This window comes from Dietzia kunjamensis, from assembly GCF_045689975.1.
Taxonomy (GTDB): domain Bacteria; phylum Actinomycetota; class Actinomycetes; order Mycobacteriales; family Mycobacteriaceae; genus Dietzia; species Dietzia kunjamensis.
The window spans coordinates 1,009,349-1,031,737 of record NZ_CP143297.1; the positions used below are offsets into that span (position 1 = coordinate 1,009,349).

The 22,389-nt window shown below is 70.2% G+C and carries 21 protein-coding genes, 3 tRNA genes and 1 riboswitch; of the genes, 15 read left to right on the forward strand and 9 right to left on the reverse strand.

Annotated features, from left to right (window positions below):
• Window positions 1-104: 104 nt before the first annotated feature.
• From VZF99_RS04730 to VZF99_RS04745, 4 genes are all read right to left on the reverse strand, one after another.
• A complete protein-coding gene (locus VZF99_RS04730) occupies window positions 105-1,160 on the reverse strand; it encodes an ABC transporter substrate-binding protein (protein ID WP_407335806.1) in 1,056 nt (351 codons plus the stop codon).
• On the reverse strand, window positions 1,157-1,936 hold the full coding sequence (locus VZF99_RS04735) for an ABC transporter permease (protein WP_407335807.1): 780 nt from the start codon (window positions 1,934-1,936) through the stop codon (window positions 1,157-1,159). Before VZF99_RS04735 ends, VZF99_RS04730 begins: the two co-directional genes overlap by 4 nt.
• Entirely contained in the window at window positions 1,933-2,772 is an 840-nt protein-coding gene (locus VZF99_RS04740; RefSeq protein WP_407335808.1) for an ABC transporter ATP-binding protein, read from the reverse strand. The genes VZF99_RS04735 and VZF99_RS04740 overlap by 4 nt, the downstream gene beginning before the upstream one ends.
• Window positions 2,755-2,852: riboswitch (TPP riboswitch) on the reverse strand. (Overlaps the previous gene by 18 nt.)
• Before the next feature lie 139 nt (window positions 2,853-2,991).
• Window positions 2,992-3,064, reverse strand: a tRNA-Arg gene (locus VZF99_RS04745).
• 109 nt (window positions 3,065-3,173) lie between these two features.
• Between VZF99_RS04745 and VZF99_RS04750 the strand changes: the two genes are divergently transcribed.
• The 8 genes from VZF99_RS04750 to VZF99_RS04785 all read left to right on the forward strand — a co-directional run bounded on the left by VZF99_RS04750 (window position 3,174) and on the right by VZF99_RS04785 (window position 11,020).
• On the forward strand, window positions 3,174-5,204 hold the full coding sequence (locus tag VZF99_RS04750; RefSeq protein WP_407335809.1) for a cytochrome c oxidase assembly protein: 2,031 nt from the start codon (window positions 3,174-3,176) through the stop codon (window positions 5,202-5,204).
• A 169-nt stretch (window positions 5,205-5,373) separates the two neighbouring features.
• Window positions 5,374-5,898 (forward strand): single-stranded DNA-binding protein, encoded by a 525-nt coding sequence (locus VZF99_RS04755; protein WP_119192395.1) that lies wholly within the window; start codon window positions 5,374-5,376, stop codon window positions 5,896-5,898.
• Between the two features lie 125 nt (window positions 5,899-6,023).
• Window positions 6,024-7,697: an energy-dependent translational throttle protein EttA gene (gene ettA, locus VZF99_RS04760; protein ID WP_067719805.1), complete on the forward strand. Its 1,674-nt coding sequence runs from the start codon at window positions 6,024-6,026 to the stop codon at window positions 7,695-7,697.
• A gap of 6 nt (window positions 7,698-7,703) precedes the next feature.
• Complete coding sequence (locus tag VZF99_RS04765; RefSeq protein ID WP_119192396.1) at window positions 7,704-8,189, forward strand: thioesterase family protein; 486 nt, start codon at window positions 7,704-7,706, stop codon at window positions 8,187-8,189.
• The gene (locus VZF99_RS04770) at window positions 8,186-8,644 is read left to right on the forward strand and encodes a thioesterase family protein (RefSeq protein WP_069389358.1); all 459 of its coding nucleotides are present in this window, start codon (window positions 8,186-8,188) and stop codon (window positions 8,642-8,644) included. Before VZF99_RS04765 ends, VZF99_RS04770 begins: the two co-directional genes overlap by 4 nt.
• Window positions 8,641-9,126, forward strand: a complete 486-nt coding sequence (locus VZF99_RS04775) for a thioesterase family protein (protein WP_120286341.1) — start codon at window positions 8,641-8,643, stop codon at window positions 9,124-9,126. Before VZF99_RS04770 ends, VZF99_RS04775 begins: the two co-directional genes overlap by 4 nt.
• On the forward strand, window positions 9,126-9,806 hold the full coding sequence (locus VZF99_RS04780; protein ID WP_082924105.1) for a hypothetical protein: 681 nt from the start codon (window positions 9,126-9,128) through the stop codon (window positions 9,804-9,806). Before VZF99_RS04775 ends, VZF99_RS04780 begins: the two co-directional genes overlap by 1 nt.
• Window positions 9,803-11,020 carry a site-specific DNA-methyltransferase gene (locus VZF99_RS04785; RefSeq protein WP_407335810.1) on the forward strand — a complete coding sequence of 406 codons (1,218 nt, stop codon included), beginning with the start codon at window positions 9,803-9,805 and terminating at the stop codon, window positions 11,018-11,020. Before VZF99_RS04780 ends, VZF99_RS04785 begins: the two co-directional genes overlap by 4 nt.
• Here the strand turns inward: VZF99_RS04785 and VZF99_RS04790 are convergent.
• Genes VZF99_RS04790 through VZF99_RS04800 form a run of 3 tightly spaced genes read right to left on the reverse strand, consistent with a single transcriptional unit; the run spans window position 11,017 to window position 13,756 of the window.
• Window positions 11,017-11,760 carry an SDR family NAD(P)-dependent oxidoreductase gene (locus VZF99_RS04790; RefSeq protein ID WP_067719946.1) on the reverse strand — a complete coding sequence of 248 codons (744 nt, stop codon included), beginning with the start codon at window positions 11,758-11,760 and terminating at the stop codon, window positions 11,017-11,019. The genes VZF99_RS04785 and VZF99_RS04790 overlap by 4 nt on opposite strands.
• Before the next feature lie 11 nt (window positions 11,761-11,771).
• Entirely contained in the window at window positions 11,772-13,325 is a 1,554-nt protein-coding gene (locus tag VZF99_RS04795) for a glycoside hydrolase family 13 protein (RefSeq protein ID WP_407336082.1), read from the reverse strand.
• Between the two features lie 35 nt (window positions 13,326-13,360).
• Window positions 13,361-13,756 carry a globin gene (locus VZF99_RS04800; RefSeq protein WP_120286386.1) on the reverse strand — a complete coding sequence of 132 codons (396 nt, stop codon included), beginning with the start codon at window positions 13,754-13,756 and terminating at the stop codon, window positions 13,361-13,363.
• 282 nt (window positions 13,757-14,038) lie between these two features.
• Here VZF99_RS04800 and VZF99_RS04805 point away from each other — a divergent pair, with 282 nt between their 5' ends.
• Window positions 14,039-14,650 (forward strand): HNH endonuclease, encoded by a 612-nt coding sequence (locus VZF99_RS04805; protein ID WP_119192398.1) that lies wholly within the window; start codon window positions 14,039-14,041, stop codon window positions 14,648-14,650.
• A 33-nt stretch (window positions 14,651-14,683) separates the two neighbouring features.
• On the opposite strand, the gene pepN is transcribed toward VZF99_RS04805, so the two are convergent.
• Complete coding sequence (gene pepN, locus VZF99_RS04810) at window positions 14,684-17,287, reverse strand: aminopeptidase N (protein WP_407335811.1); 2,604 nt, start codon at window positions 17,285-17,287, stop codon at window positions 14,684-14,686.
• A 113-nt stretch (window positions 17,288-17,400) separates the two neighbouring features.
• Between pepN and VZF99_RS04815 the strand changes: the two genes are divergently transcribed.
• The 3 genes from VZF99_RS04815 to VZF99_RS04825 all read left to right on the forward strand — a co-directional run bounded on the left by VZF99_RS04815 (window position 17,401) and on the right by VZF99_RS04825 (window position 19,430).
• Window positions 17,401-18,027 carry a DsbA family protein gene (locus VZF99_RS04815; protein ID WP_407335812.1) on the forward strand — a complete coding sequence of 209 codons (627 nt, stop codon included), beginning with the start codon at window positions 17,401-17,403 and terminating at the stop codon, window positions 18,025-18,027.
• A gap of 89 nt (window positions 18,028-18,116) precedes the next feature.
• Window positions 18,117-18,590: a ribose-5-phosphate isomerase gene (locus tag VZF99_RS04820; RefSeq protein ID WP_096905799.1), complete on the forward strand. Its 474-nt coding sequence runs from the start codon at window positions 18,117-18,119 to the stop codon at window positions 18,588-18,590.
• Between the two features lie 6 nt (window positions 18,591-18,596).
• Window positions 18,597-19,430 (forward strand): Fpg/Nei family DNA glycosylase, encoded by an 834-nt coding sequence (locus tag VZF99_RS04825; RefSeq protein WP_096905798.1) that lies wholly within the window; start codon window positions 18,597-18,599, stop codon window positions 19,428-19,430.
• Window positions 19,431-19,676: 246 nt separating this feature from the next.
• Here the strand turns inward: VZF99_RS04825 and VZF99_RS04830 are convergent.
• A tRNA-Gly gene (locus VZF99_RS04830) sits at window positions 19,677-19,750 on the reverse strand.
• Window positions 19,751-19,950: 200 nt separating this feature from the next.
• On the opposite strand from VZF99_RS04830, the gene VZF99_RS04835 reads away from it, so the two are divergent.
• From VZF99_RS04835 to VZF99_RS04845, 3 genes are all read left to right on the forward strand, one after another.
• A tRNA-Pro gene (locus tag VZF99_RS04835) sits at window positions 19,951-20,027 on the forward strand.
• A gap of 50 nt (window positions 20,028-20,077) precedes the next feature.
• On the forward strand, window positions 20,078-21,490 hold the full coding sequence (gene tig / locus VZF99_RS04840) for a trigger factor (RefSeq protein WP_120286333.1): 1,413 nt from the start codon (window positions 20,078-20,080) through the stop codon (window positions 21,488-21,490).
• Between the two features lie 209 nt (window positions 21,491-21,699).
• On the forward strand, window positions 21,700-22,362 hold the full coding sequence (locus VZF99_RS04845) for an ATP-dependent Clp protease proteolytic subunit (protein WP_096905796.1): 663 nt from the start codon (window positions 21,700-21,702) through the stop codon (window positions 22,360-22,362).
• Window positions 22,363-22,389: the final 27 nt, after the last annotated feature.

Below are 22,389 nucleotides of genomic sequence, written 5' to 3' on the forward strand. Positions count from 1 at the left end.
TCGCCCCGGACCATGCGGACGCGTCCCGACCGGTAGGAACGGCGCCTGCCCGGTGCGGAACGCGGCCGCAGACGTCATGGCCACGATCTGCGTGACCAGACCATCTAGCCGCCGGACAGGGGCAGGTAGTCGTTGGTCATGGCTGCGGCGCCGTCGACCTCGGTCTCCAGCAGTCCGTTGCCATGCATCCACGACGCGTAGGCGTCCCAGTCCCGGGCTGTCTGCCGCCCGAAATCCTCCTCGGGTAGAAGCGCCAGCGTGGCGTCGATCATCTTCTCCAGCATGTCGGGCTCGTAGGAGCCCTCGGTCACCGGGGTGAGGGACTCGAGGGCAATCCGGCGGTCCGCCAACGCGGCCTGCTGCCCGGCCTCGGTTCCGGTGAGGAAGTCGCCCACGCGCTCGGCATAGTCGGCGTCGCCGGCGAGCCGGTTCGGGTTCGCGATGATCACCAATTCCGCGTAGTCGGGCACCCCGAGTTCGGTGACCGGCATGATCTCGACATCGCCCCGGGCGCCGAGTTCCACGCCTTCGATGTTGCGGAACGCCCCGAAGATCGCGTCCACCTGGTCGGTGAGCAGCGACTGGTTGAGACTCTGCTGCACATTGGGGGTGGATATCGAGTCAGGATCGATTCCGGCCTCACGGGCGATGAAGTCGAGGGTCGGTTCCTGGGAGGCCAGCCCCGACAACCCCACGGTCTTGCCCTCCAGATCGGCTGCGGAGGTGATGCCCGACTCCGTCCTGGCGATCAGTGAGGTCAAGGACGTCGGGATCAGTGCCGCGACCGAGATCACGTCGAGTCCCTGTTCGAGGGCGATGAGCGTGTCGGGCTCGTAGGAGATGGCCAGGTCGACCCGCCCCAGGGACACCTCCCGGGCGGCGTCGGCCGTGTTGGACGGCGTCGTGAACGTCACGTCCACGCCGGCGTCGGCGTAGGTGCCGGTGTGCTGCGCGGTGTACAGGGCCACATGGTCGGGATTGGGGCTCCAGTCGAGCAGAACACTGACCGGGGCGGCGCCGGTCTCGCCTGGCTCGGCGTTGTCCGAGGATGCCTGGCAGCCGGTCAGAGCCACCGCGGCTGCGGCCACCATCGCGAGCATGCGGGCGCCGGGGCGCGTGAGAGTCCGGCGTCGGATCCTGCTGGGTCGTGTGTCCGTCATGATGGGTTCCTTTCCCCGGTGGGTGTGTTCCACGGGCAGATCAGGCGTTCGAGGATGGTCACGCTGGCGAGGAGGACGCTGGACATGATCGTCAGCACCGCCACCTGGGCAAAGACGAAATCGGTCTGGAGCCGGGGGATCGCCTGGAGCATGAGGTAGCCCAGGCCGTTGGTGGAGCCGGTGTACTCGGCGAAGACGGCGGCCACCGGCGCGAAGGTGACCGAGATGCGCAGCCCGGCGAAGCCGCGAGGCGCGGCGAAGGGCAGACGCACCCGCCAGAAGAGCGACCACCGGGTGGCATGCAGGCTCCGCAGCGTGTCGATCAGCCGGGCGTCGACCGTGCGGACGCCGGAGAGAAGATTGAGGGCGACCGGGAAGAAGCACAACAGGGCGACCACGATGACCTTCGGTGCCATGCCGTAGCCGAGGGAGATCGTCAGGAGCGGGCCGATCACGATGACCGGGATGGCCTGGGAGGCGACCAGCAGGGGGGTCATGGCCTGCCCGACGGCGGGCACGAATGCGCTGACGATCACCACGGCCACGGCGACGAACACCCCGAGGACCACTCCGGTGATCGTCTCGGTGGCGGTCAGCAGCGTGGCGGAACCGAGCCGGTCGGGCCAGGTGGTCACGAGCGAGTCGAACACGGCGAGGGGTGCGGGAATGACGTACTCGGGCACCAGCTCGAGCGAGGTGACCGTGATCCACGCGGCGAGGACCAGCAGGAGCGTGACGCAGGCAGGGGCGGCGGACTGGAGGAGTCGCACGGTCATCGGTCGGTCCCGCCCTCGGTGAGGTGCGATTCCCGGGCCAGGGCCTGGAGCACTTCCCGGCGAGCTGTGGCGAAGTCCTCGTCGCCGAGGAGGACCTCGCGGGACCGGTCGTCGCCGAACCAACCAGGCCAGGTGCGGACCACACGCGCCGGGCCGCCGGCCTCGTCTCGTGCCAACAGGACCACGCGTTCGGCGAGGAGCAGCGCCTCATCCACGTCGTGCGTGACCATGACGAGGGTGGCCGAGGTGTGGGTGATGGTGTCGCGGAGCCACTGCTGGACCTCCGCACGGGTGATCGCGTCGAGCGCACCGAGCGGCTCGTCAGCCAGCAACACGGGTTTGCGCGCCAGCAGAGCCCGCGCGAGAGCGGCGCGCTGGCGCATGCCCGCGCTGAGAGCTGAGGGACGGGCATCGGACCAGGCGCCCAGTCCCACGCGGTCCAGCATGCGCTGGGCCTCGGATCGGGCCACGCGCCGGCGCACTCGTTGGTTGCGGAGACTGATCGCAACGTTGTCGAGCAGGGACAGCCAGGGCAACAGGCTGTCGCCCTGGGGCATCAACGCGCAGGACTCCAGGCGTCGTGCGGGCCGGCGGTCATCGAGGACGGCGGCGGTCCCGGCGGTCGGTTCGACGAGGCCGGCGATCACCGACAGCAGCGTCGACTTACCGCATCCGCTGCGTCCGACAACGGCGATGTGCTCGCCTACCGGAACGGACAGGTTGAGGTCTGCGAGAACCGGGCGGAGCGCGCCCGGATAGGTGTGCCCCAGTCCATCCAACGCCACTGCCGTGGTTCCTGGGTGTCTCACGAAAGCGCATGCCAGCGCATCTGACATCCCTCCGCTCGTGTGAACGAGTTCAGGTTCAGCGGGTGTGATCTCAGCCCCGTTCGGTAGGGGCACCCCGTGTCATCGAAGCTGATCTTGCGAATCAGCTCGAAGTCCGAACGTACCACCGGCACGTCTCGGGATCTGATGTGCGTCCATGGCTGGAGCGAGGCGCGGGCGGGCCGCCGTCAGTGGAGAGCGGATTGCCGGCCCGTGTCGGCGTGAGTGCGCCCCCGAGAGGATTCGAACCCCTGACCAGCCGGGTAGAAACCGGATGCTCTATCCACTGAGCTACGGAGGCCTGGCGACGCGCGCGTGGGGCGTCGCCGGGAGAATGGTAACCGATCCGGGGGGTGGCTCCGACAGTGGCGAATCGGCCCGGGGGCGCCGCGGTTCCTACGATGGTGGTCATGACGTCGTCGAAGACCGCCCCCGCCACCGCCGGGCGGTTCGGAACCCGCAACATCGTCGCCCTGGTACTGCTACTGGCGGCGGTGGCGGCCGCGGTGGTCATCCCACTGTCGGCCATGTCCGCCGAGGTGGCGCTCGAGCTGGTGGGCGTGCCCGATCCGGGTCCGCTCACCACGGCCGGGCTCCCGGCGCTCCGGTCGATCGCCGAGCTCCTCGCCGCCGTGGCCGTGGGGGCGGCGCTGTTCGCGGCGTTCTTCACCCCGCCGCAGAAGGACAAGACCCTCGACGTCGACGGCTACCGCATGCAGCAGATCTCGTCGTGGGCGAACATCGCCTGGGCGATCGCCGCGGCACTGCTCATCCCGCTGACCCTGTCGGACGTTTCCGGGCGCACTTTCCTCCAGTCGCTCCCGCCGGACCAGTGGTTGGTCGCCATCAACCAGATCGACATCGCGTCCTCGTGGCGGTGGGCCGCGATCATCGCGCTGGTCGCCGGGATCGGGCAGCGACTCACGCTGAGCTGGCGCTGGTCGGTCATCTGGCTCGGCGTCACCGCCCTCTCGCTGCTTCCGGTCGCGGCCACGGGCCACGCCTCGGGTAGCACCGCGCACGACATCGCCACCAACTCGCTGATCATCCACCTGTTCGGCGCCGCCTTCTACATCGGCGGGCTCGTCGCGGTGATCGCCCACACGTGGCGCGGCGGCTCGCGCGTCGCCCTGGCCCTGCGCCGCTACTCGGTGGTGGCGACGGTCGCGATCGTCGCGCTCGGGTTCACGGGCGTGATCAACGCGCTCGTCCGCCTGCACCCGGGTGACCTTCTCACCTCCACCTACGGACTGTTGGTGGTGTCCAAGGCGTTGGCGCTGTGCCTGTTGGCGCTGTTCGGTCTGGCGATCCGCCGCCGGATCATCGCCAAGATCGAGTCGACGGGGGCCAACGCGTCGGTCGACCGGCCCACGCTGCTGCGGATCATCGTGGTGGAGGCCGTCGTCATGGCCGGCACCCTGGGTCTGTCGGTCTCTCTCGGCCGCACCCCGCCGCCGGCGCCGCTGTACGTGCCCACGAGGCAGGAGGCGCTACTGGGCTTCGAGTTGCCCGGGCCCTTCTCGTTCGAAACGGTCTTCGGCACCTGGCGCTTCGACCTGGTGCTGGGTCTGGCCGCGGTGGTCCTGCTCGGCCTGTACCTCTGGGGCCTGGTGCGTCTGCGCCGCCGCGGGGATGCCTGGCCGCTGAGCCGCACCGCGTTCTGGGTGGCGGGCTGCGTGATCCTGTTCCTCACCACCAGCTCGGGCATGGGGATGTACATGATGGCCGACTTCGCCAGCCACATGGTGGGCCACATGCTCATCTCGATGCTGGTGCCGGTCCTCCTCGCGCTCGGCGGCCCGTTCACACTGGCCCTGCGCGCACTCCCGGCCGCCGGTCGCGGCAACCCTCCCGGGCCCCGCGAGTGGCTGGTGGAGTTCATCAACAACCCGCTCTCGCACTTCCTCACCCACCCGATCGTGGCGTCGGTGCAGTTCGTGGCCGGTTTCTACCTCATCTACTTCGGCGGGTTCTATCAGACGTTGGCCTCGGAGCACCTGGGCCACATGTTCATGAACGTGCACTTCCTCATCAGCGGCTACCTGTTCTACTGGGTAATCATCGGCGTGGACGCCGCGCCGCGGCACTTCTCGCCGATGTACAAGCTCATGGTCCTGCTGAGTTCGCTGCCCTTCCACGCGTTCTTCGGCATCCTGCTCATGAACACCAAGACCGTGCTGGCCGAGCCCTGGTATTCGGGCATCGGCCTGCCGTGGATCCCGGATCTGCTGCAGAGCCAGCAGGTCGGCGGTGGCGTCGCGTGGGCGGCGGGGGAGATCCCGCTGGTGATCGTCATGTTGGCCCTCGCGTGGCAGTGGTACCAGAGCGACATGCGCGAGGCGCGGCGCGGCGAGCGGCAGGCCGACCGTGATGACGATGCCGAGCTCAAGGCCTACAACGAGATGCTCCGGGAGATGTCCCGCGCCGACCGCCGGCCCTGAGACCGAACACCTCGTCGTCGTCACAGTGGCCGGTTCTCCACACCCCCCGCCCCCCTCCACAGGGCGGCCACCGCGGGCGGTGGGAACGAGGGGTGACGACGACGAGGTGGGGCACGCTGCAAGTCACGAGGCCGGCGCACGGTCGGCCGAACGTGACAGGAGTGACCCCATGAACGAGACCCACACGACCGTCCGCGGAACCGTGATCACCGACCCCACCACCCGGAGGGTGGGCGACGACCAGGTGTTCACCTTCCGGGTGGCCAGCAACAGCCGCTACCAGGACCGGCTCACCGGCGAATGGAAGACCGGCGGCACTCTGTACTTCTCGGCCAACTGCTGGGGACGCCTCGGGCAACGGGCGTCCGGCGCACTGTGCAAGGGCGACGGCGTGATCCTGCACGGTCGGCTGCTCACCAACGAGTACGAACGCGACGGTCGAATCATGCGCGACCTGGAGATGCGGGTCAGCGCCGTGGGGCCCGACCTGTCCCGCATGGACGTCACCGTGCGCCGCGCCAGAACGGACGCCCCGGTCGAGGGGGCCGGTGTCGACGGGGCGGGCGTCGACGAGGGCGGCCTGCGGGGAGCGGCCGAGGACTCCGACGCCATGGCGCTCGGGTCGCTGGACCCGGATGAGCCGGGGTCCGAGCAGAGCGAGGCGGGCGAGTTCGTGGGGGCGGCCGGCGCCTGATGCTCCCGGGGGTGGGGCCGGCGTCCGCCGCGGACGCCGGGGCCGCGGGCGGACACGTAACATGGGGGTCGTGCCCGCGGCCGACCCGCGGTGAAGTGGACTATATGCGCAGGTGAGAGGGTAGAATGGCCGAGTTTATCTACACGATGAAGAAGGTACGCAAGGCGCACGGGGACAAGGTGATCCTCGACGACGTCACGATGTCCTTCTACCCCGGTGCGAAGATCGGCGTCGTGGGCCCCAACGGCGCCGGCAAGTCCTCCATCCTCAAGATCATGGCCGGGATCGACCAGCCCTCCAACGGCGAGGCGTTCCTCGATCCCGAGGCGACCGTCGGCATCCTGCTGCAGGAGCCGGAACTCGACCAGTCCAAGACCGTCAAGGAGAACGTCGAGGACGGCCTCGGCGAGACGATGGTGCAGCTGCGTCGGTACAACGAGGTCGCCGAGGAGATGGCGACCGACTACACCGACGAGCTCATGGAGGAGATGGGTCGGCTGCAGGAGCAGCTCGACGCCGTGGACGCCTGGGACGTGGACTCCCAGATCGAGCAGGCCATGGACGCCCTGCGCTGCCCGCCGGGCGACTCGCCGGTGACCAACCTGTCCGGTGGCGAGGCGCGTCGGGTGGCGCTGTGCAAGCTGCTGCTGAGCAAGCCCGACCTGCTGCTGCTCGACGAGCCCACCAACCACCTGGACGCCGAGTCCGTCCTGTGGTTGGAGCAGCACCTGGCCGCCTACCCCGGCGCCGTCCTGGCCGTCACACACGACCGGTACTTCCTCGACCACGTCGCGCAGTGGATCTGTGAGGTCGACCGCGGTCAGCTGCACCCCTACGAGGGCAACTACTCCACCTACCTGGAGAAGAAGGCCGAGCGCCTCGAGGTCCAGGGCAAGAAGGACCAGAAGCTGCAGAAGCGGCTCAAGGCCGAGCTCGAGTGGGTGCGCTCCGGTGCCAAGGCGCGCCAGTCCAAGTCCAAGGCCCGTCTGGCCAAGTACGAGGAGATGGCCGCGGAGGCGGAGAAGCACCGCAAGCTCGACTTCGAGGAGATCCAGATCCCCACGCCGCCGCGGCTCGGCAACGTGGTGGTGGACGTCGACAAGCTGACCAAGGGCTTCGACGACCGGGTCCTCATCAAGGACCTGTCGTTCACGCTGCCGCGCAACGGCATCGTCGGCGTGATCGGCCCCAACGGCGTCGGTAAGACGACGCTGTTCAAGACCATCGTGGGCCTGGAGGAGCCGGACTCCGGCACCGTCAAGGTGGGCGACACGGTGAAGCTGAGCTACGTCGACCAGAACCGCGCCAACATCGACCCGGAGAAGTCGGTGTGGGAGGTCGTCTCCGAGGGCAACGACTACATCGAGGTCGGCCAGAACGAGATGCCCTCGCGTGCCTACGTCAGCGCCTTCGGCTTCAAGGGCCCGGACCAGCAGAAGAAGTCCGGCGTCCTGTCCGGTGGTGAGCGCAACCGCCTCAACCTGGCGCTGACGCTCAAGGTCGGCGGCAACCTGATCCTCCTCGATGAGCCGACCAACGACCTCGACACCGAGACGCTGGGCAGCCTGGAGAACGCACTCGAGGACTTCCCGGGCTGCGCCGTGGTCATCTCGCACGACCGCTGGTTCCTGGACCGCACCTGTACCCACATCCTCGCCTGGGAGGGCAACGTGGACGAGGGGCAGTGGTACTGGTTCGAGGGCAACTTCGAGGGCTACGAGAAGAACAAGGTCGAGCGTCTCGGCCCCGACGCGGCGCGCCCGCACCGGGTCACGCACCGCAAGCTCACCAGGGACTGACCGCAGATGGCCACGCCGACCACCCAGGGCTCGGACGCCCCGACCACCGGAACCTCACCCGGGGCCGCCACCGTGGCGGGGGCCGTGCACCGGGTCCGGATCCCGTTGCGCATCTCCGACTTCGTGGGCATGCACGTCAACAACGTGCGGTTCCAGGAGTTCTCGCAGGACGCCCGCCTGATGTGGTTCCGCGAGAAGTTCGGGGTGCCGGGCTCCCGGGTGCCGAGCGCGCTGGCGCGGTGGATGGAGATCGACTTCCGTCGCACCATCGCCATGGGCGTGCCCGAGGTGTGGGTGGACGTGCAGGTGGTGCGGGTGGGCCGCACCTCGTTCACGATGCGGACCTCGATCGGCTCCGAGTCGACCGGTGCCGAGCCCTGCGCGGTGGTCGACACCGTGATGGTGGTGACCGCGGATGACGAGACCACGACACTGGAGATCACCCCCGTGGAGCGCGCGGCGCTGCTCGGGGACCGGGAGGAGGCGGGATGACCATGCGCGACGCCGTGGACGCCGGAACGTTCCGCTGCACCCTGCAGGTGCGGTGGGCGGACTTCGACCAGTACGGCCACGTCAACAACATCAAGTACCTCGAGTACGCGCAGGAGGCGCGGATCCTGTTCATCCGCAGCCGGTTCGGGCCGTTCGGCCTGGGCAACCTGCCCCAGGTCGTGCGGCGCACCGAGATCGACCACCTGCGGCCCGTCCTGCGTGACTCGACCTCGGTGGACGTGGAGATCGACGTCGAACACGTCGGGACCACGTCGTACCAGATCCGCCAGACCATCCTGGACGCGGCGGGCGAGATCTGTTGCACGCTGCGGGTGGTCATGGTCGCCTACGACTCCTCCACCTCGACCGCGGTGGAGATTCCCTCCGGTGTCCGCAACGTGCTGGAGGCGGCCTCACAGCCGGCGGCGATCACCGACCAGGGGCCCGCCACGTGACCGACCAGCTCGTCTACGAGACCGGCGGCCCCCTGGGCGTGTCCGGACAGCCGGGTCGCCGGGTGTTCACCTCGGCGATGCCGGTCCGGTGGTCGGACCAGGACCTCTACCACCATGTCAACCACGCCCGGATGATCACGCTCATCGAGGAGGCGCGGATCCCGTGGCTCTTCTCCGAGGGCATGCCCACCGCGACGCTCACCGCGGGTGCGGTGATGACCGACCTGGCGGTGAAGTACCGGGGCCAGGTCAAGCACGCAGACGGCCCCATCCGCGTGCGCATGTGGTGCGAGAAGGTCGGCGGGGCGATGTTCGTGGCCCGGCACGAGGTCCGCGGCCGCATGACGCCGGACTCGGCGCCGCCCGCGGTGGACTGCACGGCCACCATCGCCGCGTTCGACTTGGCAACCCAGCGCCCGCGCCGGTTCACCCGCGCCGAGCGCGACTACCTGCTGGAGTTCCGGCACGAGGACCCGGCGTGATGGCACCCGGACCGGACGCCGGGATGATCCGCGTGCCCGACCCCGCCGACCGCGACGACCTGCGCACCCTCCTCCGGCGCATCCTCCGCCTCGACGAGGCCGCCGTGGTGCGGCTGACCTCCGGGGCCGGGGGCCGGATGCGCGTGTGGGCCCGCACCCCCTTCGGGGCACTGGTCGTCCGCGGACTCGGCGGCGACTGCCCCGGCGGCGACGTCGTGGCAGGTGCGGACCACCTGCTCACCGAACTCGACGTCCTGCCGCGCGGAGACATCGACGGTCGGATCGACCCCGGCATGCCGCTCCTCTCGGCATGGCAGGGACTGCTGCCGCCCGCCGACGGGTTCCAACCCGTCGAGGACGTGCCGGCCCAGGTGCTGCTCGACCTCACCCGGTCGGGCCGGGAGGCCGCGCGGGAGAACGCCGGGCCCGCCGGCTTGCCGCCGTCGCTGCTCGACCAGGTGGCCCTCACCGTCCGAGCGGACACCGCCCACCCCGTCGGCGTGGACATGCGGACGGTGTTCTCCATGGTGATGTGCGGGTTCGTGCCGGAGAAGGCCGGTTCCGCCCCGGAGGGCGAGCCGGTCCGCGTGAGCGAACGCGGCGCCTGGCTCCGCCTGGACGCCCGGTACGGCACGGTGTTCCGCCGGACCGACTCCCTCACCCTCGAACCACTGCGGTGACCGCTCCCGACTTCTCCATCTCCTGGCCCGGGCGGGGCCGCGCCGCGGCCTCGGGTGCCGACGGACCGGTCCCGCGGATCGAGGCCCTCGTCACCGGCGACGCGGATCGCGCTGACGGGGCCGGGGTCGTCACCGAGGGGGCCGTGCTGGTCGGCGACGGCGCGCGCATCGCCGAGGCCCACGACGCGCTGGACGCGCACGGCCTCGCGCCCTGCGGCGCCGCGCAGGTGGTCTACCTCGACCCGCCGTACAACCGCGGGGGCCGGTTCGACGCCTACCACGACAACATGCCGCGCCACGAGTGGCTCGACTACATCGAGACCCGGCTCGTGGTGGCCCGCGGCCTGCTCGCCGAGACCGGAACCGTGTGGGTACACCTCGACGACGCCGAGGCCCACCGGGTGCGTTGCCTGCTCGACGAGATCTTCGGCGCCGACGCGTTCATCGCGGACCTCACGGTGGAGAGCAACCCCAAGGGTCGGCAACTGGACCGCTTCTTCGCGGGCTCCCACGACCGGCTGATGGTGTACGCCCGTGACCCCGAGCAGGTACGGCTGGCGGGCGGGGTGGCCTCGGCGGTCGATCCGGCGGACTTCCCGCACCGGGACATCGACGGGGTCAGCTACCGGCTCCTGCCGCTGCGCAACACCAACAAGCGTTTCAACCCGCGGACCACGCCCACCATGACGTACCCGCTCTACGGCGACCCGGGCACCGGCGAGGTGTCGGTGGAGCCGGGCGAGGGACTGGAAGAGGTCCTCCCGGTGTTCGGCGATCTCACCCCTGCGGTGTGGCGGTGGTCGCGAGAGCGGGCGCGGGAACGCGTCGGCGACCTGGTGTGCCGGACGGTGAAGGGCCGCTCGGGCCCCCGGGTGGACATCTACCAACGGGACCGGTTCGAGGCGGGTCGGATCAAGAAGCTCAAGACCATCTGGCTGTCCCAGGAGGTCGGCTCGACGGACACCGCGCGAGCCGAACTGAGGGCGGCCGGGGTCGACGGGTTCCGCACCCCCAAGCCTGAGGCGTTGATGCGGCGGGTCGTCGAACTGGCCACCGACCCCGGCGAACTGGTCGTGGACCTGTTCGCCGGGTCCGGGACCACGGCGGTCGCGGCCCGTGCGCTGGGCCGGCGCTGGGTGGTGGTCGAACGCAACCCCGAGACGGTCCGCGACGTGCTGGTGCCGAGGTTGCGAGTCGGCTCCGACGACGGTTAGCGGAGCATGAGCCCGCCGCCGTCGACCATCATCGTCTGGCCGGTCATGTACGACGCGTCGTCGCTGGCCAGGAAGACCGCGACCCGTCCGATGTCGGACTCGGGATCCCCGAAACGGCGCATCGGGGTGCCGGACAGGAGCCGCTTCTCGATCCCCGGGTTCGCCTCGATGTAGGCCTCCACGCCCTCGGTGAGCGCGAGGGGGGAGATGACGTTGACGTTGATCCCGTCGCGCGCCCACTCGTTGGCGGCCACCCGGCTGATCGCGCGGATCGCCTCCTTCGCCGCGGCGTACGACGCCTGGGTGGGGCTGCCGTCGATGCCGGCGCCGGAGGCGAAGTTGATCACCGACCCGTCCCGCCTTGCCAGATGCGGGTGCGCGGCCTTCATCAGCCAGAACGTCGGGTAGAAGCCGGTGGAGAAGGACAGGTCCATCATGTCGCCGGTGGTCTCGAGCAGTGGTGCCTGTCGGGACGCGTGGGCGTTGTTGACCAGGACGTCCAGGTGCCCGAACGCCTCCACGGCGGCCGCGACGATCGATGCGGCGTTGGCCTCGACCGAGATGTCCGAGTGGAGGTACCGCACCTGCTCACCGAGCTCGGCGGCGAGCGCGTCCCCGGCGTCGTCGTTGATGTCCACCACGAGGACGTTGGCGCCCTCCTTGACGAACGCACGGGTGATGCCGCGGCCGATCCCGCCGGCACCGCCGGTGACGATCGCGGTCTTGTCGGAAAGTCGCACGTCGAAGCCCTTCAGGAGTCCTGCAGCCACACGGCGGTGTCCGGTGGCAGATCCCTCCCGTCGAGTGGGCCGGAGGCGAGGAGGATCTCGCCGTCGGGCAAAGGCACCGTCCGAGGGGATGTGTTGATCATGCACAGGATCCCGCCGCCTTCGCGCCGAAACGCCTGACACCCGTCAAGTTCACTTTCCCAGACGATCGCTTCCGTGTCCGCCGTCGGCCAGGATTGCCTGATCCCGATCGCCGTCCGGTACAGCGACAGCACGGAGTCAGGGTCCTCCCGCTGGGCGGCGACCGTGAGGTGCGACCATCCCTCGGGCATCGGCAACCAGGTGTCGTCGGCGGTCGAGAACCCGTACGGGGGCCGGTCGCCCTCCCACGGGACCGGCACGCGGCAGTGGTCACGGCCCATCTCAGCGTGGCCGGTCCGTTTCCAGGTGGGGTCGGTGAGTCGATGGTGGGGGATCGCAAAATCGCTGGGCAGGCCGAGCTCGGCACCGTTGTAGAGGAACGCGATCCCCGGCAGCGCCAGCGTCACCAGGAGCATGGCGCGGGCCCGGGCCGTACCGACGGCCCCGTTGCCGTAGCGGGTCACCTCGCGGACGACGTCGTGGTTCGACAGCGCCCACGTGGGTGCCGCCCGCGAGACCCGTGCGGCCTCGAGCGTGGAGTCGATCGCCTCGCGCAGGGCGCGCGCGTCGAACGGGGCGCCGGTGAGGGCGAAGTGGAACGCGAAGTGCAGCTCGTCGGGTCGGAGGTAGCGGGCGAACCGGTCGGTCGGCCCCACCCACACCTCGCCGAAGGTGGCGGCGCCCGGGTAGTCGTCGAGGACGCGGCGGATCCGTCGGTGGATGTCGTGGACGCCGGGTCGGTCCCAGCGCGCGTCGCGGGGGTCGACGACGAGCTGGGCGATCTCCACGTCGTCGGGTAGGTCCGCCAGGTCGTCGGGTTTGGCCAGCCCGTGGGCCACGTCGATCCGGAAGCCGTCGACCCCCAGGTCCAGCCAGAACCGCAGGGTCCGCTCGAGATCGTCGGCGACCTCGGGATTCGTCCAGTCCAGGTCCGGCTGTTCGGGGGCGAAGAGGTGGAGGTACCACTGGCCGGGCGTGCCGTCGGGCTCGGTGACGCGGGTCCAGGCGGGTCCGCCGAACACCGACGGCCAGTTGTTCGGCGGTTCGGAGCCGTCCTCGCCGCGGCCGTCCCGGAAGAGGTAGCGCGCGCGTTCCGGGCTGCCCGGTCCGGCGGCGACCGCGGCGGCGAACCAGGGGTGCTCGATGCTGGTGTGATTGGGCACCAGGTCCATGATGAGCACCTTGCGGGCGGCGTGGAGCCGCCCGAGGAGCTCACGCAGCGTGTCGACGCTGCCGAACAGCGGATCCACGTCCCGCGGGTCGGACACGTCGTATCCGTGGTCGGCGCCGGGGGAGCGCATGATCGGGGAGAACCACACCCCGTCGACGCCCAGATGGTCCAGGTGGTCGAGGCGGTCGATCACGCCCTGCAGGTCACCGACGCCGTCGCCGTCGGAGTCGGCGAACGACCGCGGGTAGATCTGGTAGAGGACCATGTCCTCCCACCGGCGCGTCGCGTGGGAGGGAGGCCTCACCTGATCTCCGCGGTGTTGACCATCATTGCTGCGGCGCGGGTGAGGTAGTCGACCAGCGCGGCCCGGTGTTCGTCGTCCAGCGTCTCGCGGTCGATCGTGTCCACGGCGGCCAGCATGTGGGTGAGCCAGGCGTCGTGGGCGGCGCGGTCGACGACGTACGGGTTGTGCCGCATCCGCAGCCTCGGGTGCCCGCGCTGCTCGGAGTAGGTGGTGGGCCCTCCCCAGTACTGCTCGAGGAACATCCGCAGGCGGTCCTCGGCCGGCCCCAGGTCCTCCTCGGGGTACATCGGGCGCAGCACGGGGTCGCCCGCCACCCGGCGGTAGAACTCGTGGACGATCTTCCGGAACGTCTCCGCTCCACCGATCTCGTCATAAAAGGTGCTGCTGCTCATGCCTCCCATCATGCCTGCCCAGGCGCTCGTGGGGCCCCTGGGCAGGTGGTGACGGGTGGGCGGTGGTGGCCGGACCCCCCGGGGACGACGACGACGAGATCCCGCGACGGCGACCCGGATCCGCCCGCCCGCCGGGCCGAACCGGCGGGGTCGGCCACCTTCTGCTACGCGTTAGCCGCACGAAGTGTTCACCGAAGGTGCATCATCGTGGCAGGCGAGGTTCACGACGAGCCCGGACACGGCTGATGCACTGGGCTCGGGGCAGACGAGCGGAGACCGACCATGGGCACTGCAGTGCGCGAGAACACGGAGTACCGACAACGGGGTTCACGATCCCCCTCCCGGCTGGAACCGGTCCCGGACCGGCACGTCCCGCTGTCTTCCGCCCCGCGCGTCCTGCTGCTCAACGCCAGCTACGAGGCCCTGACGGCCCTGCCCGCCCGCCGCGCGGTGGTGATGTTGATCGGCGGTAAGGCCGACGTGGTCCATGACCACCCGGTCGAGCTCCTGGTCCGCTCGGTGGACACCGCGATCCGCGTGCCGTCGGTGATCCGACTGCGCGAATACGTCCGGATCCCGTACCGCTCGCAGGTCCCCATGACCCGCGCGGCGCTCATGCACCGCGACGGACACAGGTGCGGCTATTGCAGCGCCAAGGCCACCACCGTCGACCACGTCATCCCGCGCAGCCGCGGGGGAGCGCACGGGTGGGAGAACTGCGTGGCCTCCTGTGCGCCGTGCAACCACCGCAAGGCCGACAAGCTGCTCTCCGAGCTCGGCTGGGAGCTGCGGGTGCCCCTCGCCGCGCCGCGGGGCCGGACCTGGCGGTTGGTCTCCCAGTTGCGGGAGATCGGCCCGCACTGGGAGGACTACCTGTACCTCGACGCCGCCTGACCGACCGGTGTGGCCGCCCGGCCGACCGGCCGGTCAGCCGGCCTCGGCCGCGTCGACGGCCCGGGCGTCCAGAGCCCGGACCATGTCGGCGGTCTGCTCGGCGATGATCCGCCGGAGGGCCGACGGGTGGGTCTCGTCCGCGACGACCTGCTCGAAACGCTCGACGGTGTCGCGGTCCACCGCCCAGGACGGGAAGAGCCCCTCGGCGACGGTCTGGGCGAGATCGCCGGGTCGTGCCCTCCACAGCGCAGTGACGTCGTCCAGGTAGCGCTCGCAGAGGCCGGTGAGCAGGTGCTCCTGACCGGGCAGGTCGACACCCAGGAGCGTGGCGCGCACGATCGCGTTGGTGGGGGCGTCGGCACCGGTCTCCAGCAGCAACTGCTCGGCCTCCTCCTTGGCTCCGACGGTGGGGCGGGCGGCACGCGCGGTGGCGGCCCGCCGGGCTCCGCCGGCGGTGTCGTCGGTGGCCAGTTCCGCCTCGATGCTGTCAGTGTCCGCGGCGCCGGCGGCGACCAGCGCGGTGAGCACGGTCCAGCGTAGGTCCGTGTCGACGACGAGGCCGGGCAGTCCCGCCTCGTCGGCTCCGGCGTCGAGGAGCGTGGCGAGCACGCGCCCCTGATCGACACCGATGGGGCAGGCGCACAGGGCGGTGAGGAACGCCAGCTGGTGATCGGACCCCGCCTCGGCGTCGCGGGCCGCGGTGAGCATGGCCGCGGAGAACGTCCTCCAGCCGGTGGCGGCGGCCCAGTCCGGGTCGGCGTACCGGGCCAGGGCTGTCTGGGCTTGGGTGAGCACCCTCTGCACCACGCCGATGTGGGACTCACGCGGCACGGCCCGGGCCACGACCTCGACGAACCGGCGGGCCGGCAGGCGCCCCTCCCGCGTCATCTCCCACAGTGCGGACCAGCACAGCGTCCGCGCCAGCGGGTCCGCGACGTCCTCGAGCGACTCCAGGACGGTGGCCAGGGACCGCTCGTCGAGCCGGACCGAGCAGTAGGTCAGGTCGTCGTCGTTGGGCAGGATCAGATCGGGCACGTGCTGCCCGGCGAGCGAGGCGACGGGCGTCCGCTCGCCGGAGATGTCCAGCTCGGCCCGTTCGGTGCGCACGATCGCACCGGACCCGTCGCGGCTGTACAGGCCCACGCCGAGCCGGTGGGTGCGCAGCTCGCCGGCGCCCGGGGACGCCGGGCCCTGGACCACGGTCAGGTCGTCGATCGTGCGGGAGTCGCCACCTGTCGTGACCTCGACGGAGATCGGGTTGATGCCGGTCGTGCGCAGCCACTGGTCGGCCCAGCCCGACAGGTCGCGCCCCGACGATGCCTCCAGTGCGGAGAGCAGGTCGTCGAACCGGGCGTTACCGAAGGCGTGGTCGGCGAAGTACGCGCGCAGACCGGCCAGGAACGGCTCGCGACCGACATAGGCTACGAGCTGCTTGAGTACCGAGGCGCCCTTGGCGTAGGTGATCCCGTCGAAGTTCGTCTCCACCGTCTCCAGGTCGGTCATGTCCGCGGCGACGGGGTGTGTGGAGGGCAGCTGGTCCTGGCGGTACGCCCACGACTTCTCCACGATCGCGAAGGTCGTCCAGGCGTCCGTGTACTGCGTCGCGTCGACCTGGGCCAGCACCGAGGCGAACGTTGCGAAGGATTCGTTGAGCCACAGGTCGTCCCACCAGAACATGGTCACCAGATCGCCGAACCACATGTGGGCCATCTCGTGCAGGATCGTCTCGTTGCGCCGTTCGTAGCGGTAGCCGGTGGCCCGGGAGCGGAAGACGTAGTCCTCGAGGAACGTCACGGCACCGGCGTTCTCCATGGCACCGGCGTTGAACTCTGGGACGAAGATCTGGTCGTACTTGCCGAACGCGTACGGCAGGCCGAACTCACGGTGGTAGAAGCCGAAGCCCTCCTTGGTCTCGGCGAACAGGCGTTCCGAGTCGAGGAACTCCGCCAGCGACGCCCGGCACAGCAGGCGTAGAGGAATGGTGCCGTGCTCGTCGGTGTAGGCGTCCTCCACCACGTGGTACGGGCCCGCGATGAGGGCGACGAGGTACGTCGACATGATCTCGGTGGGGGCGAAGCGGTGCACCACGCCACCGCCGGGGGCCGGGGACTCCGCGGCCGGGGTGTTGGCCACCACCTCCCACTGCTCGGGCGCGGTCACCGTCAGGGTGTAGCGGGCTTTGAGGTCGGGCTGGTCGAAGCAGGCGAACACCCGCTTGGCGTCCGCCGTCTCGAACTGCGAGTAGAGATAGACCTCCCCGTCGGCCGGGTCGACCATCCGGTGCAGGCCCTCACCGGTGGTGGTGTACGCCAGATCGGCGTCCACGATCAGCTCGTTCGTCGACTGCAGGTCGGGCAGGGTGATGCCGTCCTCGTCGTCGTACCGCTCGTCGCCGGGGGCCGGGAACAGTTCCCGGCCGTTCAGGGTCGCCGACCGGATCACGGCCGCGCGGAGGTCGATGAAGGTCTCCGCACCCGGACGCGAGCAGGAGAACCGCACCACGGTGCGCGAACGGAAGGTGTCGGTCCCGGGCCCGCCGTGGCCGTCGGTGAGATCGATCTCCACGTCGTACGACTCGACGGCGAGCAGTTCCGACCGGGCGGCGGCGTCGGCGCGGGTGAGGTTGAGCGAGCGCATCGGTGAGGACCTCGGTTCGGTGGGGGTTCGGCTACCGCACCAGTCCTACCACCCGGCGGGGAGCCGAGGCGGCCGCAGTGGCGGCGGCCGCCGGAGACGGGGAGGATGGGGTCATGACATCAACTACCCGGTCCGCTACCCGCTCCGTCGACTTCTGGTTCGACCCGCTGTGTCCGTTCGCGTGGGTCACCAGCCGCTGGATGCTCGAGGTGGAGAAGGTCCGCGACATCTCTCTGACGTGGAACGTCATGAGCCTGTCCGTGCTCAACGAGGGCCGCGACCTGCCCGAGGACTACACGGCACTGATGCAGCGCGGCTGGGGGCCGGTACGCGTGGCCATCGCCGCGGCGAAGCTCCACGGTCCGGAGGTCCTCGGGACGCTGTACACCGAGTTGGGCACCCGCATCCACGACCAGGGCCGCGGCATCGAGGACCCCACCGTGATCACCGAGGCGCTCCAGGCTGCAGGCCTGGACGCCGACCTCGCCGCCGCCGCGGGGACCGACGAGTACGACGACGAGCTGCGCGCCTCCCACCACCGTGGCATGGACCCGGTGGGCGACGAGGTCGGGACCCCGGTCCTCCACGTCGACGGCACCGCGTTCTTCGGTCCCGTCCTCACCCGCATCCCGCGAGGCGAGGACGCCGGCAAGGTCTTCGACGGCGCCGCCATGCTCGCCGACTACCCGTACTTCTTCGAGCTCAAGCGAAGCCGTACCGAGGACCCGCAGTTCGACTGAGATCGCGCGCGGCTGTGGTCGGCTGCGCGGCTCTCGCCCGGCCTCGCCTGCCGTGGGGATCCGTGGAGTCGCGTGGCAGAATCTCCGTCATGCGCATCTACCTGGGGGCGGACCACGCCGGCTTCGAGACCAAGAACGCCATCGCCGAGCACCTGAAGGCCTCCGGGCACGAGGTGGTCGACTGCGGCGCCCACACCTACGACGCCGAGGACGACTACCCGGCCTTCTGCATCGACGCGGCAGCCAAGGTCGTCGCGGACCCGGGCAGCCTCGGGATCGTGCTCGGCGGCTCCGGCAACGGCGAGCAGATCGCGGCCAACAAGGTCCCCGGCGCCCGCTGCGCCCTGGCGTGGAGCGTCGAGACCGCGCGGCTGGCGCGTGAGCACAACAACGCCCAGCTCATCGGCATCGGGGGCCGCATGCACTCGGAGGAGGAGGCGCTCGCGATCGTCGACGCCTTCCTCGACCAGGAGTGGTCGGGGGTCGAGCGCCATCAGCGGCGCATCGACATCCTCGCCGAGTACGAGGCCACCCACGAGGCCCCGCCCGTCCCCGGCGCCTGAGTCCCCGTGCCTGAAGGGCACACCCTTCACCGGTTGGCCCGCCTGCACACCGAGTACTTCGCAGGCGGGCCCGTTCGTGTGTCCAGCCCGCAGGGGCGGTTCGCCGACCACGTCAGCGTCGACGGCCGGTACTTCGACCGCGCGACGGCCGTCGGCAAGCACCTCTTCCACCACTACGAGGGCGGCCTCGCGGTCCACGTCCACCTGGGGTTGTACGGGTTCTTCGACACGCACCTCGTCCCCGAGGGGCAGGACCCGCCCGCCCCGGTCGGGCAGGTGCGGATGCGGGTGGGCGCGACGGCGGGGGACGGGCCCGCCCACGTCGTCGACCTGCGCGGCCCGACCCGCTGCGAGGTGATCGCCGAGGCGGGCGTCGCAGACGTACGAGATCGGCTGGGCCCGGACCCGCTGGACCCCGCGGCCGATCCCGATCGGGCGTGGGCGCGGATCAGTCGTAGCGCGCGGACGATCGGTGCGCTGCTCATGGACCAGAAGGTGCTGGCCGGCGTCGGCAACGTCTACCGCGCCGAGGTGCTCTTCCGGCACGGGATCAGCCCGTTCCTCCCCGGGGTGGAGCTGCGCGAGGGGGAGTTCCGAGCGCTCTGGGACGACCTCGTGACGCTGATGGAGGTCGGGGTGGAGACCGGCGCCATCCACACGATCCGTCCCGAGCACGACCACGGCGACGTACCCCGCCGGGGAGCCGATCGACCGCGCAATTACGTCTACCAGCGCGACGGCTGGGCGTGCCGGGTGTGCGGGGACGAGATCGCCCTGCAGACGATGGACGCCCGGACGCTCTTCTGGTGCCCGACGTGCCAGGCGGGCCGACCGCGCTGAGGCCGCGCAGGCGGCATTTCGCAGCCGCCCGCCGCCATGGCGTCTCGCGCGCACCGCGGTGCGGGCAGGGCGCCGGGCCGAGGAGCGGCTGTGGGAGGTGCGGGCATGCGCTCGCGCGAGACGCCATCCGCGGGAGCGCCTGCGGGGCGGAGGTGGGGACTTCGCGGGGATGCACCGCGTGGGAGCTCCGGTCGTGAAATCGACGATGCCCTGCCTCGTCAGTGTCTGACGGGACAGGGCATCCGGTGGAGCGGGTGACGGGAATCGAACCCGCGTAGCCTGCTTGGAAGGCAGGGGCTTTACCATTAAGCTACACCCGCATCGGCAGCCTGACCTGGCGTTTCATCCACGGTCACGCTCACGCCCGGATAACACTACCGGACCGTGGCGACGCTCCCAACTCCCGGCCCGACAAGTCGGAATCGGCGGGCGGATGGCCCTGTCGTACACTGGGCGAGTTGGTTTGCGGCCCGGCGGATGTCCTGTGCATGATCGCGGGATGGTCGGCCGCGCGACTCACCGGGATGTGGCGCAGCTTGGTAGCGCATCCGCTTTGGGAGCGGAGGGTCGCAGGTTCGAATCCTGTCATCCCGACCAGCGGAGCCGAAAGACACGAACCCCACATGACTTCCTAGGAGAACATCACCGTGAAGAGCACTGTCGAGCAGCTCAACCCGACCCGGGTCAAGATCACCGTGGAGGTGCCGTTCGCGGAGCTCGAGCCGGATTTCGCCAAGGCCTACAAGTCGCTCGCCGGCCAGGTCAACATCCCGGGCTTCCGCCCGGGTAAGGCCCCGGCCAAGCTACTCGAGTCGCGGATCGGTCGCCCGGCGGTCCTCGAGCAGGTCATCAACGACATGATCCCGTCGCGCTACAGCCAGGCCGTCGACGAGCACGAGCTCGTCGTGCTGGCCCAGCCCGAGATCGAGGTGACCAAGCTGGAGGACAACGACGTCGTCGAGTTCACCGCCGAGGTCGACATCCGCCCGGAGATCACCCTGCCGACCTTCGAGGACCTCGAGGTCACCGTGGAGGCCCCCGAGACCGACGAGGCCGCCGTCGACGCGGAGCTGGACAACCTGCGTGCCCGCTTCGGCACCCTCAAGGGCGTCGAGCGCGGCGCTACCACGGGCGACTTCCTCTCCGTGGACCTGGCCGCGACCGTCGACGGCGAGCCCGTCGACGAAGCCTCCACCGAGGGACTGTCCTACGAGCTCGGCTCGGGCACCCTCGTCGAGGGCCTGGACGACGCGGCGGCGGGTCTCAAGGCCGGCGAGTCCAAGGAGTTCACCTCCTCGCTCGTCGCCGGTGACCACGCCGGCAAGGAGGCGGTCATCACCGTCACCGTTCAGTCCGTAAAGGAGCGCGAGCTGCCCGAGGCCGACGACGAGTTCGCGCAGATGGCCAGCGAGTTCGACACCCTCGACGAGCTCAAGGCCGATCTGACCGAGAAGGTCGCGCAGCAGGCCAAGGCCGGCCTCGCGGGCGAGATCCGCGACAAGGTCCTCGACGCGCTGATGGAGGCCACCGACGTCCCCACCCCGGAGGCGGTCGTCGAGTCCGAGGCCCACGCCCAGATGCACCAGCTCATCGACCAGTTCGGTGGCGACGCGTCCATCCTGGACCAGGCGCTGGCCGCCGAGGGCACCGACCGCGAGACCTTCGAGGCCGAGACCCGTGAGGGTGCCGCCCGCGCCATCCGCAGCCAGCTGCTGCTGGATGCCGTCGCCGAGCAGAACTCGACCGATGTCTCGCAGGAGGAGCTCACCCAGCACATCCTGTTCCAGGCCCAGCGCTACGGCATGGACCCCAACCAGTTCGTGCAGCAGATCCAGCAGGCCGGTCAGCTCGGCTCGCTGTTCTCCGACGTCCGCCGGTCCAAGGCTCTGGCCGACGTGATCGGCAAGGTCACTGTCAAGGACACCGAGGGCAACGTCGTCGACACCAGCGAGTTCTTCGGCACCGTCGAGGCCGACTCCGCCGATGGCGCCGATGACGCCGAGGCGACCGCGTCCGACGCCGACGAGACGGCAGCGGACGAGAAGGACTCCGACGCCTGATCGTCCCCTGATCGACCCCCGACAGGGCCGGGGCCGCACCACGCGGCCCCGGCCCTGTCGTCGTGGCCCCCGTGGACGATGCTGGTGGCCCGACGCTGAGAGCGAACACCCGCCCCGGCGGGACGGTTCCGTCGTCGGTGTTGGTTAGTGTTTGACGTAACGGTTCCCCGGCCACCGGTCGGCCGGGCGCCGCGCTAGCGGTGAAGACGATGAGCGAAGGTAGGTTCCCCGTGGCCCAGAACGGTTCAGCGGCTCAGCCCGGTTCGACGCAGCCCGCACTCAGCTCGCCGGGGTCGCACGGACTCACCCTCGGCGACTCCGTGTACGAGCGCCTCCTGCAGGAGCGGATCATCTTCCTGGGCTCCCAGGTCGACGACGACATCTCCAACCGCCTCTGCGCGCAGATCCTGCTGCTCGCGGCGGAAGACCCCACCCGCGACATCGCGCTGTACATCAACTCGCCCGGCGGTTCCGTGACGGCCGGCATGGCGATCTACGACACGATGCAGTTCGTCGAGTGCGACGTGGCCACCTACGGCATGGGCCTGGCCGCCTCGATGGGTCAGTTTCTGCTGACCGCGGGCACCAAGGGCAAGCGCTACGCCCTGCCGCACGCGAAGATCATGATGCACCAGCCGTCGGCCGGTGTCGGTGGTTCGGCCGCCGACATCGCCATCCAGGCCGAGCAGTACGCCGCCACCAAGCGTGAGATGGCCGAGCTCATCGCCTTCCACACGGGCCAGTCGTTCGAGCAGGTCACCGAGGACTCCGACCGTGACCGCTGGTTCTCCGCGGAGGAGGCCAAGGAGTACGGGTTCGTCGACCACGTGATCTCGCGTGCGTCCCAGACGGGCGGGACCTCGCCGTCGTGATCGAGCCCTCCGCCCACGGGAGCGCTC

What these genes read in the sequence shown, in the direction of transcription:
- VZF99_RS04770 (WP_069389358.1), top strand. Translation starts at nt 8,186, where the DNA reads ATGACCATGCGCGACGCCGTGGACGCCGGAACGTTCCGCTGCACCCTG.
- ettA (WP_067719805.1), top strand. Translation starts at nt 6,024, where the DNA reads ATGGCCGAGTTTATCTACACGATGAAGAAGGTACGCAAGGCGCACGGG.
- VZF99_RS04820 (WP_096905799.1), top strand. Translation starts at nt 18,117, where the DNA reads ATGCGCATCTACCTGGGGGCGGACCACGCCGGCTTCGAGACCAAGAAC.
- pepN (WP_407335811.1), bottom strand. Translation starts at nt 17,287, where the DNA reads ATGCGCTCGCTCAACCTCACCCGCGCCGACGCCGCCGCCCGGTCGGAA.
- VZF99_RS04740 (WP_407335808.1), bottom strand. Translation starts at nt 2,772, where the DNA reads ATGTCAGATGCGCTGGCATGCGCTTTCGTGAGACACCCAGGAACCACG.
- VZF99_RS04750 (WP_407335809.1), top strand. Translation starts at nt 3,174, where the DNA reads ATGACGTCGTCGAAGACCGCCCCCGCCACCGCCGGGCGGTTCGGAACC.
- VZF99_RS04805 (WP_119192398.1), top strand. Translation starts at nt 14,039, where the DNA reads ATGGGCACTGCAGTGCGCGAGAACACGGAGTACCGACAACGGGGTTCA.
- VZF99_RS04845 (WP_096905796.1), top strand. Translation starts at nt 21,700, where the DNA reads ATGAGCGAAGGTAGGTTCCCCGTGGCCCAGAACGGTTCAGCGGCTCAG.
- VZF99_RS04755 (WP_119192395.1), top strand. Translation starts at nt 5,374, where the DNA reads ATGAACGAGACCCACACGACCGTCCGCGGAACCGTGATCACCGACCCC.
- VZF99_RS04800 (WP_120286386.1), bottom strand. Translation starts at nt 13,756, where the DNA reads ATGAGCAGCAGCACCTTTTATGACGAGATCGGTGGAGCGGAGACGTTC.
- VZF99_RS04730 (WP_407335806.1), bottom strand. Translation starts at nt 1,160, where the DNA reads ATGACGGACACACGACCCAGCAGGATCCGACGCCGGACTCTCACGCGC.
- VZF99_RS04765 (WP_119192396.1), top strand. Translation starts at nt 7,704, where the DNA reads ATGGCCACGCCGACCACCCAGGGCTCGGACGCCCCGACCACCGGAACC.
- VZF99_RS04735 (WP_407335807.1), bottom strand. Translation starts at nt 1,936, where the DNA reads ATGACCGTGCGACTCCTCCAGTCCGCCGCCCCTGCCTGCGTCACGCTC.
- VZF99_RS04795 (WP_407336082.1), bottom strand. Translation starts at nt 13,325, where the DNA reads ATGGTCCTCTACCAGATCTACCCGCGGTCGTTCGCCGACTCCGACGGC.
- VZF99_RS04780 (WP_082924105.1), top strand. Translation starts at nt 9,126, where the DNA reads ATGGCACCCGGACCGGACGCCGGGATGATCCGCGTGCCCGACCCCGCC.
- VZF99_RS04815 (WP_407335812.1), top strand. Translation starts at nt 17,401, where the DNA reads ATGACATCAACTACCCGGTCCGCTACCCGCTCCGTCGACTTCTGGTTC.